Source organism: Pseudoalteromonas sp. J010, assembly GCF_003934235.1.
GTDB classification, from domain to species: domain Bacteria; phylum Pseudomonadota; class Gammaproteobacteria; order Enterobacterales; family Alteromonadaceae; genus Pseudoalteromonas; species Pseudoalteromonas peptidolytica.
Genome location: NZ_RDBW01000012.1, coordinates 44,198 through 57,804 on the forward strand (window position 1 = coordinate 44,198; position 13,607 = coordinate 57,804).

A 13,607-nucleotide genomic window follows, 5' to 3' on the forward strand; every position below is an offset into this window, starting at 1 on the left:
TTGGCATCGCCTTAATATAAGGATTGTACCGCGATTGTTGAAATGAAGCAGTAGTGAGATTGAAATATTGTACAATAAATTAATGGGGGCGGTGAGTTAGCCGTTTGAAAAGGAAGAAGGGCTGTTTCTCAGGCGATCCAAACCTAAGTTATTATATAAATAAATATACGCAAACTCTGCGAGAAACAGCAAAAAGAAGGGCATTGCACCCTTCAAACAAGTGCTCGATTATTTTTTAATTTCAGACTCGGGAATACCAGACTTAATTAGGTGGAGCATAATAAGGTTGGTATTGAATGGCCCTGTTGGCTGAATAGCAATATACCTTCGATACAGCTTCTCTTGCGTTTCAGGGTCTTTTTCACCATATACGTGCACATTTACAGGTAACCCAGATGAAATGACGTCAGCTGAGGTGTAAGCAACCATATCTAGCTCGTGCTTAAACCTAAAGCGTGGCGTGTTCAGCTTTGAAGGGAACAGGATTGCATAGCGAGAGCCTGCTTTCTCAATACTTGCAACGCCAATATCACGCATTTCAATCCGCGCCTGTTGTTGACGTAGATTAATAATGGCGTTCATATCACGGTCGTTACGCCACGCATCGTATTGTTTACCAGGTGCATTAACGTCTTTTTCTCGTACCACAAAGCGTTTTAGTGCGATGGCACCTTGCTTGGTCGCATCTGGAGAGGGCGTAATAGAGCTTTGCGGGCCAGACGATGTTGATCCCAAAGTTTGTGTATATGGAATGCCATTTTCTTGTGCATATTTCTCATAAGCAGCTTGGTGGGCTGCTGAACGAGTATTACTCTCGTTAGAAATACCATACATACAGAAAATTGGGTTTCGGCTACCATCCGCATCTGGTTCTCTCAATGGTTGACCATCTGATTGGTCTACAGGGCGCTGTACCACAAACCAACTTTGCGTTGGCGGATCTCGGTGCTCGTCACCCTCTAGCCAAATAGCTAAAAATAATCCATGTTCGGTAGATGATGCGCGCCACGAAACTGGATGTGCTTTTAGACGACCTTTGACGACTTTAGTGTCGAAAAATAGACCATCCCCAGTGTTAGCACGGTGTTCAACACCTGCTTCTGTATAGGTATAGTCATAGTCTGGACCTAAGTTACCTGAAGTCACACCTCGTGCGTCTTGGATCACTTGGCCATTTGAAAAATCACACTGTAGTTGCGGTGTGACATGCGCCTCAATTGTTTGATAAGAAAACTCTGAGCCACTGACGGTTTTTGTAGCCATTTTTAGTGCGATAAGTTCACTATCAAACATGTTTTGTGAATCACCGCGAGGAACAGCAACAAAACTGTAGCCACCTTGCGCATCAAACTTTTCTTTTGCGTTTGGAAATTGATATTTAATTTCCCAACCAACGGTATTGAGCCACTCTGCGATTTCAAACAAAACGAAACGCAGGTCGCTGTAACCATACTTAACATTACTTTGTACAAGGGTATTTAAAGCCATCCTCGTCCTCTCCTAAATTAGTTTTGTTGTTTGCTGTTAAGGTTGCCTAAGCGACCGCCATACCAACGCATTAAAACACGCATACCAGTATTAAACTTACCTGTTGCAGGCAAGCCCTTGTACAGACGCGATGTTTCTTCCCATACACCGTTTCCTTGAATACATGACTCTCTATCTACGTGTGCTTCGTTTGGTATAGAGCATACTCCTTCATCGTACATGCTAAATTCTGATAGGGCGCCGTTAGAAATAACATCAGCTGAGGTATAACCAATAAGGTCGGCTTCTTCTAAATACAGGTAGCGCTGTGTTGTTAGGCCTGAAGGTACCGTGATCACGTATTCATAATCTTCCGATACAGCGACTTGCTCGTAGGTATTGATGATGGCATTTGAATCTGGGCTATCATCGCCTGCTGTTTGTTCTTCAGAAGGGCGATGCACGTCAGACTCTCGTACAATAAAGTAATTACTGGTGCTAACACGCTCATGATAAACACCATAAATGCAGAACAATGGGCAAAAGCTCTTTGATTGGTCAACTAACGGTGTGCCGGTGTCTTTATCTACCAAGCGTTGTGTTGCAAACCAGCTAAAACGGTGACCATCATTTGTCTCATATTGGTCTACTGCTTGGTCCCACGTTGCCAGCACAATACCATGATCGCTCACTGTGAGTGCATAAGACATCGGAACGTTACGAGCGCCTTCTTTAGGGTCCATGGCCTCACCAGTCACATCAAACGATTGGTCTGTGATGGGTCGTAGATCCCATTTTAAGTTGTCATAGAATTCAAGGCCTTTATTATTTTCATCATCGAAGCTAGAGTCACCTAGTGATTGCGGCGCTTCTGCAATGATTTCTACATCGTTAGTACGCTCCGTATCAACGATCCATGATGACTTATACCTGTAACCCCCCGAATGAGGAGATCCTGTTCTTTCGACCGATATTTTGTGATAGACAAGTTCCGGTTGATTGGTTAAAGGAAATGTTAACTCTAACTCTTGAACTAAACCTAATTCATCGCGGTTAGAGTCTTCGATTGCTAGGTTCAATAAACTGGGAGGCACTTCACCTTCGACTTTCGTCGTGATAAATGTATCGCCATCTAGGTTTGTTGCGTCTTTACCTACCGGAGCACGGAAATAAAGGGTACATTCTCGACGCTCATAAACTGGGCTTTCAAATCCATCTAAACGACTTCCATTCGCACTAATGTGAGGTTGTGGTGATGTGCTCGTGGAAAAATTAGGAGCTACTGCATTGATATTAACGCCCTCTGGGTTCATTAACTCATACCACTCAAGTCGATAGCGATATAGTATTTGGTTGCTATCGTCGAATGCACCGCGTGGAATTTTATTACGGCTTCCAAAAGTTGGTTCTTCGTTCTTGCTCGACTTGTTAATCAACATCCACATTAAGTTACCATATGGATCCTTTCTGTGGTCTTCTTTTATTTTGGTATGATAAATCGCGCGGTTAATAAAGCCATAACGGTTTGACTGTGGCACAGTACCATTACCATCATGTACGCGATTACCAATAAAGCCTAAGGTACCTCGGGTTTGGATATTAGAAATATTGCTCTCATCATACGATGTATTTGGCGGAATATAAGGAATGGCTGGAGCTTTATCTTTGTCCATATCAATTTGCAGTGGTGTCGTCACATTGATATGACCCATGCCGTGGCCAATTTCTGAACGAGTGTCAAAGCGCACTACCCAAGGTTGAGGATTTGATTCGTCTTCTGCACAGGCATCGACATGTTTAGTTGCTTGCACAATGATCACATCATTGATTGGATTATCTGGATTTTGATAGTCAAGCTCTGAGGTATCTTTTGGATACACAATATCAAATGCTTTTACTTGGTTGCTATTTTCCCGTGTTAGGTCTTGTACAATAGATAAGAACATTTCCCGGGGTGTGGCGAACCCTCCGCGTGTTACGGAATAAGGTGAAAATTCTGACATGACTCATTTTCCTCGCTGTCTCTAGTCTCAGCACCATTACAGTTAGCTCTGTAACTGTTGTACAGTGTGTTTGTATTGTACAACAGTTTTGAACAAAATGGCGAATGCTCAATAACGATTATTAAGCTGTTTAATTACTGATTTTCCCCGGTGTCTGGGGCGTCACAATCTATTTCAGTTAACATTAATACAGTCATATTGGTATTATGGCTGCTGTTTGGTGTTAATGCGGTATATTTGCGATAACGTTTGGCGCTTGTATCACCTTCGTTATACACATTAACTTTAATAGTAAGCTGTGGTGCTATTACGTCGGCTGATGTGTATGCCACCATATCCATGTCATGCTGATAGCGAAAACGTTTTGTATTCAACCTATTAGGATAAAGGATAACGTATTTGGCACCTGCTAAGGTAAATGCGCCTGCGTTTGTTGCTTCTGAACTCGCTCGATATTCAACTCGAGTTTGCTGCTGCACTTCGTTTACCCAAGCATTTGAGTCACGGGTGTTCAGCGTCGCATCTTCGGCGTATGTTGGCTTTAATACGTCTTTTTCTCGTACCGTAAATTTTTGAATAATGCCCGGTAGCGAGCTTAAAGATACAGGTTGCGTTCTACCTAAAGGTACCTGTCCATCCATGTCCATGGTGTAGATTTCACCATCTTGTGTGGTACCAAAATTATCATAAATGTATTTATTATAGATTCCGTATAAGCAAAAAATGGGGTTACGAGAGCCCAGCGGATCTGCATCTTGCAAGTTGTTGCCAGACTTTTGATCCACAGGCCTTTGTAGCACCATCCAACTTTGTGTTGGCGAGTCTCCAGCTGATTGGTCGTCTGATTCTACCCAGTACGCAAAAGAAAACCCTCTATCTGTGATGGATAGTCGGTATGACATTGGGTAAGCTCGAAGCATCCCCTCAAATTCGCGCACGTCAATAAAGTAGAGCGTTGATACGTTAAAGCCGTGGCTTGGCTGCGGCGGCTTTGTCGTCGCGTTAGCTGCCGATGATTTGTTTAGTGGGATCACATCACGGTAATTGTGCGGAACAGTGTGTGGTGATTCACCAACATGACCGCAAGTGTAGCCGCGCAAATTCGGAATGGCTTCTTCAAAGTCCTCACCCAGTTGTAGTGGCGTCGCCATTTGAATTTCACAAGTGTATTGTGTATCTGCGTATACCCTGATGCGATAAGGTTCTTCATCGTTGAGTGAATTTGTCGCAGTCGTTGATTCAAGTACAGCCATAATAGGCTGAGGATTATTTGGGTCAAACTCGATAGGGGTGCGGGTGATCCGTTTATAGCCGTTTTCGACCATCACTTGTAACCAGTTGCTGACAAGTTCACGGACATCAGTGAAGCCATCACGGGTAACGGTCGTGACGAAATGCTCTCCACCATTGGCCAAGCTCGCTGGTAAATTCGAAGTGTAAATATCACCATTTATTGTAAGTGGCATCGATAACTCTCCTGTTAGTAAGTGCCAGCGCTAGAGCCAGGCACAACGTCGGTCTGACCCACGTTGTCTTGTGTTGTGATAGCCGTGTTGTACCAGCGCATGAGAATGCGTACGCCGGTGTTATATTTGCCCGTGGAGCGCAACCCTTTGTATCGCTTTTTACTGCCATCATCGTACATGGACAACTCAGCAATACCGTCTTGAGAAATAATATCGGCTGAGCAGTAACTGATCATGTCCATCTCTTCAAGATACAAATAACGTTGGGTGTTGATCCCACTTGGTACGGATACGACATATTCGTAGTTTTCTGTGACAGAGATTTGTTCGTTAGGATTGATAAGTGCAACACTGTCCTGGGTGTTTTTGGTTGCATCTAAGTCCTCAGATGGACGGTGCACATCTGATTCTCGAACCACAAAATAACGTTTAATATTTTGAGTTTGGTTTTGAATACCATACAAACACGCTAGTGGGCAGTGTGAATCGGCTTGATTTACAAGTGGTGTGCCGCTTTCTTTGTCTACGAGGCGTTGGCAAACAAACCAGCTGTGGCGGTGGCCTTTTGCATCATATTGATCTGTCGCTTCTTCCCAAATAGCCAATGCAATACCATGCTCACTAACGGACAGGGCATATGACATTGGAATATTAGGCGTACCTGCAATGTTTACCTGAGCTGTGTCAGGGTACTTAGTTTCAAATTCTGTTTTAATATTGTAAAGCGGGCGACGACAGAAAAAGCCTTTGTCTTCAATCTCTAGGCGCAGCTTATCATTTGGGTCACACCAAGCAACTTGCTTGTCTACAACGGGAACACGTTCGCCCAAGAAGCCCAAAGTGCCAACGACAATGGGTTCGTCACCTGTACCGCGGTTAGGTGGCGTATAGTCGTACATTTGCCAGTCTCCACTTGCAGGTTTGTACAACTGTAGTGGAGTAGAAATATTGATATGTAAGTTACCAACTTCAGGCGCATCGTTGTCGCGGTCTTCACGGCGATTGTTATGTGCTGGGGTGCATTGTTTGCCAACACCAGTATCGAAACGAATAATCCAAGGCTGAGGGATGATCTCAGTACCTTGTGCCTTAAAAGTTGGATCCGCGCCAGCTAAAGGATCGACAAACCCCGTCGCTTGTACAACAAATACGTCGCTATCAATTGACTCCGGATCACCCAAATCTGGGTTATCTGCGGGATATAAAAGTTCAAACGCATTCTGTGCTTCATCGGCAGCAGTTGGATGCTCATAATAATTCACTAAATCTCGGACTACGGCTGTGATCAGGCTTTTTAACGTCGTGTATCCACCACGCTCGACTGAATAAGGCGCAAACTCCGCTTTTTTGACAAAACCCATAAATTTCTCCGGATAGTCTGGGGCCAATGCAAACTGGTCTCATTAATGCCTACTTTGCCTCTGCAAAGTGCGGTTCTAACTATTGTACAATTTAAAACGCTTCGATCGTACAATAATTAAGGTGTTTCACTACTGTGTTTCACAAAATCTCAATATGTAGCGCATTATGTAATGCGAAACATAACGCTGACGCCGTTATTATCGGCTAATGTACTTACCATGGTGTGATAGTTCCTGCGCTCACCAAATACCTCAAGAGGTAGAGTGGCATTGGCGCTGACTAAATCCGTATTGGCAAAGCCAATCATATCGAATACACCATCATAGCTAAATCGTTCAGTTGAGAAATTATTAGGAAATTGAATAAAGTAATCCCTACTTTCTGAAATTTCTTTTAATTTCACTGTATGCATTGCGCTGTAACGATTGTATTGATCTGAAATCGCTGTTTGTGCAGGCGCGGGGACTGGAATGTCGCGCTCACGTACGAGCATCTGTTCAACGCTTGACTCATAGCGGTTGAATATACCGCTTAATGCAATCACCGGGTTATGCTCAGTTGGAATAGCAATGCCATTTTGCCATTCAACAGGCTTTTGTACGACTAGCCAAGATAGTTGACGGTTTAAACTGTTAACGACCGCATGCTCCCAAATTGCAAAAGCAAAGCCATGAGAATCGGCTGTGAAAAGCACAGAAAAAGGCCGTGAATACTTAGCATCACCTTTAAGTCCTTCCCTTTGATGCCAATAGCCAACAGCATAACTTGTGTCTTTTGTATTAAGGCTACCTAGGTTTCTATTATATAGAGAGCCGTCAGGGTCTAACTGCATGGGCGTCACAATATTCATGCGCAGCGCTATGTCGTTAATCAGCTCAAAGCGCACGACCCAAGGCTGGTCTTTTGCATTGGCATCAAGTGTGACACGCGGCATCAAGTTAAGTACGCGGCCATTTTCCATTTTTTTATAAGTGAAATACATACTTGTTGATTCTATCAAGAAATCAAGTACTTGTGCCAAGTCCACTAAGCCATGTTTAAACTGATGGTACATATATTTTACCAGCCCTTTATATCGCAATACGTTTCATGGTTTGTCATGCTGCTATCCTGTGGCCAATAACCAGTTGTAACTTTCATCATGCACCGAGCGAACATGCTCTTTTATCTCTGGTCCATTGATATAAATCAGAATAATGGTGCCGGTCGAATCTTGGGCGTGATTCAACACAGTTTTAAAGCGGCGACTTTGCTTCTCGTAAAATACCTGAGAAAATTCAACGTTTTGTAAACTTCCAAATAAGCGAGCTTCACTGTAGGCAATCAGATCGAGGACATGTTTGTAGCGATAACGGCGCGTATTCAAATTGTGGGGAAAAAATACTTTTGCGGTATTATCATCAGTAAAATAGTTAACTTCAGCGTCTTGATGAGGCAAAATCGCATTGTCCATGTGCTTAAATCGCCAAGCCGGTTGGCTTTTGGTCGGTACGTATACGTCGGCCTCACGTACTACAAACTTGTTTCTTACATGACCAAAACCATTTTTTATTTCATATGCTGCGAATACTGGCGACATTTCACTTACCAGCGGCTCGCCCGATTCTGGATCAACAGGGCGTTGTACACAAAGCCAACTAAACCAGCTTGCATTATTACTGTTTATTTGCGTTGCATCATCAAAAGTTTCTTCGTATGAAAAAAATACAAAGCCGCGCTCGGTTAACGTAAGTATATACCCCATTGGATACGCTGGAGCTGCTTTTCTCAGGTACGTTCTATCAACAAATGGGATCCCTGAGTTACCAATATCAGACCCGATGACACCAACATGATCCCAACCCACTAACCGTTCAAACTGACCCTGTACCTCTGTGAGCATTGCGGTGTCGGGAAGTTGCAACTTTGGCGCCACATATAATCTGGCTTCATTCCAACTAACTTTAAACATAACGCGCCAACTATACTGGTTGCCAGCCAGCATGGCGTTACCCTCAGGCAGTACTTCAAGTAAGCACGAGAACGGGGCGTCATCTTCAAGTAATTTGGGGTGAATGATTTGATCATTATCCAGCTGCTGTATCGAGACTGACTGAAATTTTCCAGACTCGACCATGTCAATCACCACATCTTTTAACATATTGACGTGTGATTTGTAGCCACTGCGGTTAAACGACATACCTGACATAGTTTACTCGCTATATAGGCTGCTTTGACAAGCTAACACATAGAGGTCCGCAAAATGGACGGGTAAAGCGCAAAGTTGTGTATTGCATGTTTCACGTGTGGACATCATACAGGCCCCATAGTTCTCATTATTCACCGCTTGGTGTCGGTGTAGTCTCAGTTGTACAATAGAGTATACCAAGAGTCTTTGTCACTGAACAGCTTATCATCGCTGTTAAACACCTATTGCCATTTTTATTGCAAAAGGTAATTGCTTCACCAAGCTGTCAGTTTTTATGTGTAAAGCTAACGACTGTCGCCTCTATTGCTTCTTTTAGATACGCTGTAATAGAGGTGTTTTTCTTTACTGACAATATATTTGCAACCTGTTCATATAAGGCATATTGGTCTGTATCAAATAAGTTCATGATTCTATTGTATAGTATGTCAATTAATTCGAACTCATGCTGCTTTAGTAAAGGCGCACAATCACTCAGCGCTTGCAACACGGATGTCCGAGCCACGTAATACCTACAGGCACCTTGTTTACCTCTGTTTGTGAGCTGATCCATCGTTAACTCGCCATTCTGGTATTCGTATTTTGTTGTATGTTCAGTGCGTAACGCCACAGCCACTGGTATGTTGAATAATGCAAAATGCCCAGATCTAAGCATTGTTTTAGCTCATACTGCAAGTTAATCAATGACGGCTCACCTAAAAAAGCGTGCTGTACTGTTGAGGAGTCGATGATTGCGCCTGCTTTATCTTTCGCTGGGGTCACAAAGCGACAGTCAATTCCATTTTGCTGGTATTCATTGAATTTATCGCATGCACTCAGGCTTGATGTTAGCAATACCTTTTTCCCACTGGTGTTAGACTGAATGAGTTCAATGCAATCGCTATTGCTACTTTGTGCATCTGGCTGAACGAACTTTAAAGCTGGTACATAAACTTGAGAGGCGCACCATCGCTCGATCATTTCTTGGCTTTGAGCTTGTGTCCATAAATGCTTTGGGGAAGCGGAGTTATTATGGTGGCGTAAAATAATCAGCGTATTATCTGCTTGATGCCTAGCTAAATTTAATAAGTTAATGTGGCCCATAGTAAGGGGAACAGGTTCTAAGGGCACAATAGACCAATCGTAATCATTATATGTCATAGTTCAGTGTCTCACACTTCCAGTCTCAAGTTGGCGATCAAAAATTGTCTTAGTCAAAAACACGTTGATAGGTACAATTTTCAAGCATCTTATCAAATTACCACAGAGAAACAAGGTCTTGGTATTTACGCTYACTCACCCAATCGCATGATGCCAGCGAGATTGCTCTTGTAGTCTGCGCTTCGTGTTTTTTAGCATCAACCGTCCCTCATATACGAGTAACTTTCCGTCCATTGAGACGGGAAAGTCTTGCAATGTAAAGGCGCGCCTAGAGCGGCCAATGGCAAGTAAAGAGTAGCTTACTAGTAGGTCTAAAAATAAAACATCGTCATAGGAAATCGAAGGTAAATTGCATGTCGTTACTCGATTGTTTTCATCAAACATGATATCAGTAATGTCATGAAAATAGAGTGCCGTTACGTCGTATTTTCTTGCTGAACCCGCTATAAAAAGGGTTGGCTCTTGGTACTCCCAAACCGGTGGTTTATTGATGATTGAGCGGCCATAAACTAACTCTGCTACGGCGCTCTCATGGTCTACTGGAGTCACACTAGAAACCCAGTTTGGCCTGCCCAAAGGTGACGTAGTAAAGTCATATGTCTTGTCACAGTCAATGATAAGGCGTTTTGATTGCGGGCAATATTTGTTGTAAATACCCAAGGCACGCTTCACGATGAGGTGAAATTGATGCCTGTCAATTTGGGTCATTTCTAAGTCGCCCATAATGAATCCACCGGTTTCGATCATGACGTAGTCAATTAACTCTTCAAGATACATACCAAGTACTCCAATTGATTGTAAAGACACTATAATTGAAGCTCACTAATGGGTGAGTTTCTAACGCTGATGTCACACCCGCGCTTACTTAAGTGTGTTAGTGCCCGTTATCAAAAAGCCAAGGGGCTTAATATTTAACAGGATGAAGCTGTAATTGTACAATACAAGTTGTGGCAGGAAAATAAGAGAATTGGGTCAGTCAAATTTTGATATTGTACAATTATGATGTATTGATTAATTTTTTCCGATTGCCAACTTGAAAAGTCGCTCTATGATATGTTCATCTGGGTAGGTATCTCCACACCTATCTGAGAATGCAAGTGCGATTTCCTGAATCAATATCAGTTGCTCGGTTTTTATTTCATTGTGAGAAAGCCCTAATTTGGACATCATTTGGTGCGTTACGACACTAAACTTCAAAATATCTACCGGTTTTCGTTCAACTTTTCTTCGCTCACCGTATTCCCAATATAGTAGATCTACTTGTAAGATCTGAGCAAAATGCACTCTATCTTCAGCTTTTCGAGGCAAAACATCCTCTTTTAACCACTTTGCAGCGGCTGAGAAGGAGATATCAGCAGCATCTCGAACCACAGAGGTTCTGCCGTGGCCTGGCTCTTTCCATCGTTTCTTATTCTTATCCAACATTTCATTGAGGCGGGCTGACGGTCCATTTGGGCTTTTTAACCCCAGATTTTGGTGATCGTTATAGTATAGTTCTGTCAACTTTAGTGGCTCCGAACGAAAAACATTGCTTAACACTTAAAGTGCAAAAAGCTGCTGCAATCATACAACCGTTACAGTTGAAACGCCATAGAATGCGTCGCTCTATTCTGGCTTTAAGTATGATTTAAATAATATTAAATCATTCATTAGTAAGGTTTTTTTTATTTCCGTTTTGCTGGTTTTAAAAATAACACCTTGAATTAATAGCACTTTAAATACATTTATCAAGATTTATAATTATATAAAACAGGATAATCGACGTGGTGATTTATCTAAAATGTGAATTGCGTCAAATGCTTTTATTCGCCTACATTTGCTATATATCAACACAACTCCAACAAGAAGTGTGCTAAAACACGTTTTCAGATCGATAAGTGAAGAATTGTATATGACGCAACAGATTGAGCTTGAATCAATCACACTTTGAGTGTAATGTTTTATAGCGCGGGGAAATGTTAGTCGTTGTAATACTAGGCAATCTAAGGCGCCTATAAAGAAATGTACGTTTTATTAGGGAGTGAGTGTTGTATGACAATAAGGTACAGCAAGTCCAGCATAACTGATGGTCGAGGCAAGCGAACAAGCCTAAACAGTCTTCTAAAAGACACCCACGTTAGAGCATTTGAAACATTGGCTTTGAACACTGCTAATGGGTTACGCAATGCTCTGCCGTTAAAAGAGAGTGCCAAAGTAGCCTATTTACTTGTCACTTGTGCAGATACGCTAGGTATGAACATTGATGAGTTCAATTACAATGTGAGTGTGGCAATTGTTGGTGTAGCGAATGATGCAGGTATATTAACCTATAACAAATGGCTACCAGAAAATGAGATCCAAGCAAGCCTACTAGCGACAGTGTCTAACGTTGCATATCAAGCTTTTGAGTTTCCGTCTGATGAATTTTATATTGGTAACCCTGCTGTTGAGCAGGTATTTGACATTACACCAGTATTGGACAATTTGATTCTTAACTAAAACGGCTCTGCGTGTGTACTTAATGTACTCACAAGCAAGGTGCGATTTTCAATATACTTGTAGTAACGCGTCTTGCGTTTAGTGGTGCACTACATTTAGAATGTTGACTCGAGACTAACGACATTTAGCCCAATATCATTATATGACGAACTGTGCACTTAAAATGATAGGTCAAGGGCTATAAGAATTTTGTAATGAATGGTGGACTAGGATGGACGCAAAACACTTTAATGCGACTTTTGTTAGAGAAGACATTAATATAGCAGCACTGCTTAATACTACTTACCAAGGTGGACCTGCACTCATTGCTGCTTATGAAGCCCTAAGTGATGAGGACAAAGCAAAAGTGTTGTGTAACGCAGCGATTAATGTCGGGGTTGGTATAGCCGGTATGGTACCGCCTGTTGAATATGAAAAGGAGTAATAGAAATCTAAATATACGTTAAGTGCGCTTTTATCAGAGCGACGTTTATATTGTTGGTCGTAAGGTGCGTGAAGTAAAACGCTTTGCTTAAAAGAGTGAATATGCTTGTTGGTTACCCTTAATCAATGAATGCTCAGACGCCAAGACTACATTTTAATTCATATCGGCGTCTGTTAGGGTGTGATTTGTCGCAGTGCCAGAGTAATATTCTAAGCTTAATAGGCAGTTTATTTAGCTGGCTTTGTTAATTATTTTATCTATTAGTGCTTTGATTTTAAATGACTTTATAACCTTGGGTGGCGCTTACTGTTATAACAAGTGAAGCATCGGCCATTTAGAAAAGTTAATTGCCAAGTTTAATGTTATCGTAGCGTAAGGTAATGGCTTCTAGCAATGAGCATGAATGAGTTGTACAGTATGGTATGTTTTATATTGTACAATTCACCCTTGCTTTGATGTGTGAATTTGCTCTTGCAAAAAGCCATCAATCATTCTATTAAAATTGTATTCACCCAGTGCTTTTCTTAATCTAATTCTATCTTCAGTTAAACGCCCGCTCTCAATGAGTAAATTAATGGTGTAACGTGCTTTGAGTATGTCTTGAACATCATCACCAACATATACAACACAATATATATCATGTTGGACGTAATTGGTGGGGTAGGGGAGCTTATCACAATGAAGTACATTACCAATTCGGTGTGTATTTGGTTTTTGCGCTGATGTTAAGAAAAGTGGATCTGAATTAAACATGTAATGGGTCTCATGGAGAAGTTAAAAGCAACACAGTAAATTCGCTGTGAATTTGCATATTGTACAATGCGCACAGTATCCAATGGGTTGCTCACACTAAAGTTGCAACTAAAAAAGGCGCTAATATTATACCAATTCGCCTTAATACTTGCTCAATTTGAAGGAATAAATCTGACGCTAATAGGTTAAACATTGCTTATCTAGAACAAACTAAATAGCACCGTCTTTTCAGCTACCTTGGCGATAGTATGACGTGCTAGCGGTATTATCGACAAGATTTGTTCGCCTCAAAATAAAAGCTTAATTAAGCAAATTGGTATAAAGAGTCC

General features: G+C 41.9%; 13 protein-coding genes. 2 read left to right on the top strand and 11 right to left on the bottom strand.

From position 1 onward, the window contains the following. Positions 1–228: 228 nt before the first annotated feature. From EAG18_RS08200 to EAG18_RS08245, 10 genes are all read right to left on the bottom strand, one after another. Positions 229–1,488 carry a hypothetical protein gene (locus EAG18_RS08200; protein WP_125251897.1) on the bottom strand — a complete coding sequence of 420 codons (1,260 nt, stop codon included), beginning with the start codon at positions 1,486–1,488 and terminating at the stop codon, positions 229–231. A gap of 17 nt (positions 1,489–1,505) precedes the next feature. Then, on the bottom strand, positions 1,506–3,470 hold the full coding sequence (locus EAG18_RS08205) for a hypothetical protein (protein WP_125251898.1): 1,965 nt from the start codon (positions 3,468–3,470) through the stop codon (positions 1,506–1,508). A 134-nt stretch (positions 3,471–3,604) separates the two neighbouring features. Further along, positions 3,605–4,936, bottom strand: coding sequence for a hypothetical protein (locus EAG18_RS08210; protein ID WP_125251899.1), 1,332 nt, complete (start codon positions 4,934–4,936; stop codon positions 3,605–3,607). A gap of 14 nt (positions 4,937–4,950) precedes the next feature. Then, positions 4,951–6,297 carry a hypothetical protein gene (locus tag EAG18_RS08215; RefSeq protein ID WP_125251900.1) on the bottom strand — a complete coding sequence of 449 codons (1,347 nt, stop codon included), beginning with the start codon at positions 6,295–6,297 and terminating at the stop codon, positions 4,951–4,953. 164 nt (positions 6,298–6,461) lie between these two features. Next, a complete protein-coding gene (locus EAG18_RS08220; protein WP_125251901.1) occupies positions 6,462–7,352 on the bottom strand; it encodes a hypothetical protein in 891 nt (296 codons plus the stop codon). Between the two features lie 51 nt (positions 7,353–7,403). Continuing rightward, positions 7,404–8,486 carry a hypothetical protein gene (locus EAG18_RS08225; protein ID WP_125251902.1) on the bottom strand — a complete coding sequence of 361 codons (1,083 nt, stop codon included), beginning with the start codon at positions 8,484–8,486 and terminating at the stop codon, positions 7,404–7,406. Between the two features lie 265 nt (positions 8,487–8,751). Then, entirely contained in the window at positions 8,752–9,036 is a 285-nt protein-coding gene (locus EAG18_RS08230) for a hypothetical protein (protein ID WP_125251903.1), read from the bottom strand. 2 nt (positions 9,037–9,038) lie between these two features. Next, positions 9,039–9,623, bottom strand: a complete 585-nt coding sequence (locus tag EAG18_RS08235) for a hypothetical protein (RefSeq protein ID WP_125251904.1) — start codon at positions 9,621–9,623, stop codon at positions 9,039–9,041. A gap of 135 nt (positions 9,624–9,758) precedes the next feature. Then, positions 9,759–10,430 carry a hypothetical protein gene (locus EAG18_RS08240; RefSeq protein ID WP_125251905.1) on the bottom strand — a complete coding sequence of 224 codons (672 nt, stop codon included), beginning with the start codon at positions 10,428–10,430 and terminating at the stop codon, positions 9,759–9,761. A 204-nt stretch (positions 10,431–10,634) separates the two neighbouring features. Further along, positions 10,635–11,126, bottom strand: coding sequence for a hypothetical protein (locus EAG18_RS08245; RefSeq protein ID WP_125251906.1), 492 nt, complete (start codon positions 11,124–11,126; stop codon positions 10,635–10,637). Positions 11,127–11,654: 528 nt separating this feature from the next. Between EAG18_RS08245 and EAG18_RS08250 the strand changes: the two genes are divergently transcribed. Continuing rightward, positions 11,655–12,101: a hypothetical protein gene (locus EAG18_RS08250; protein ID WP_125251907.1), complete on the top strand. Its 447-nt coding sequence runs from the start codon at positions 11,655–11,657 to the stop codon at positions 12,099–12,101. A gap of 211 nt (positions 12,102–12,312) precedes the next feature. Further along, positions 12,313–12,525 carry a hypothetical protein gene (locus EAG18_RS08255; RefSeq protein WP_125251908.1) on the top strand — a complete coding sequence of 71 codons (213 nt, stop codon included), beginning with the start codon at positions 12,313–12,315 and terminating at the stop codon, positions 12,523–12,525. A 441-nt stretch (positions 12,526–12,966) separates the two neighbouring features. Here the strand turns inward: EAG18_RS08255 and EAG18_RS08260 are convergent, their stop codons facing one another. Next, on the bottom strand, positions 12,967–13,278 hold the full coding sequence (locus EAG18_RS08260) for a hypothetical protein (RefSeq protein WP_125251909.1): 312 nt from the start codon (positions 13,276–13,278) through the stop codon (positions 12,967–12,969). Positions 13,279–13,607: the final 329 nt, after the last annotated feature.

Bases quoted from the DNA above. Each gene is read 5' to 3' on its own strand.
- EAG18_RS08200 (WP_125251897.1), bottom strand. From the start codon at position 1,488: ATGGCTTTAAATACCCTTGTACAAAGTAATGTTAAGTATGGTTACAGC.
- EAG18_RS08205 (WP_125251898.1), bottom strand. From the start codon at position 3,470: ATGTCAGAATTTTCACCTTATTCCGTAACACGCGGAGGGTTCGCCACA.
- EAG18_RS08210 (WP_125251899.1), bottom strand. From the start codon at position 4,936: ATGCCACTTACAATAAATGGTGATATTTACACTTCGAATTTACCAGCG.
- EAG18_RS08215 (WP_125251900.1), bottom strand. From the start codon at position 6,297: ATGGGTTTTGTCAAAAAAGCGGAGTTTGCGCCTTATTCAGTCGAGCGT.
- EAG18_RS08220 (WP_125251901.1), bottom strand. From the start codon at position 7,352: ATGTACCATCAGTTTAAACATGGCTTAGTGGACTTGGCACAAGTACTT.
- EAG18_RS08225 (WP_125251902.1), bottom strand. From the start codon at position 8,486: ATGTCAGGTATGTCGTTTAACCGCAGTGGCTACAAATCACACGTCAAT.
- EAG18_RS08230 (WP_125251903.1), bottom strand. From the start codon at position 9,036: ATGGATCAGCTCACAAACAGAGGTAAACAAGGTGCCTGTAGGTATTAC.
- EAG18_RS08235 (WP_125251904.1), bottom strand. From the start codon at position 9,623: ATGACATATAATGATTACGATTGGTCTATTGTGCCCTTAGAACCTGTT.
- EAG18_RS08250 (WP_125251907.1), top strand. From the start codon at position 11,655: ATGACAATAAGGTACAGCAAGTCCAGCATAACTGATGGTCGAGGCAAG.
- EAG18_RS08255 (WP_125251908.1), top strand. From the start codon at position 12,313: ATGGACGCAAAACACTTTAATGCGACTTTTGTTAGAGAAGACATTAAT.
- EAG18_RS08260 (WP_125251909.1), bottom strand. From the start codon at position 13,278: ATGTTTAATTCAGATCCACTTTTCTTAACATCAGCGCAAAAACCAAAT.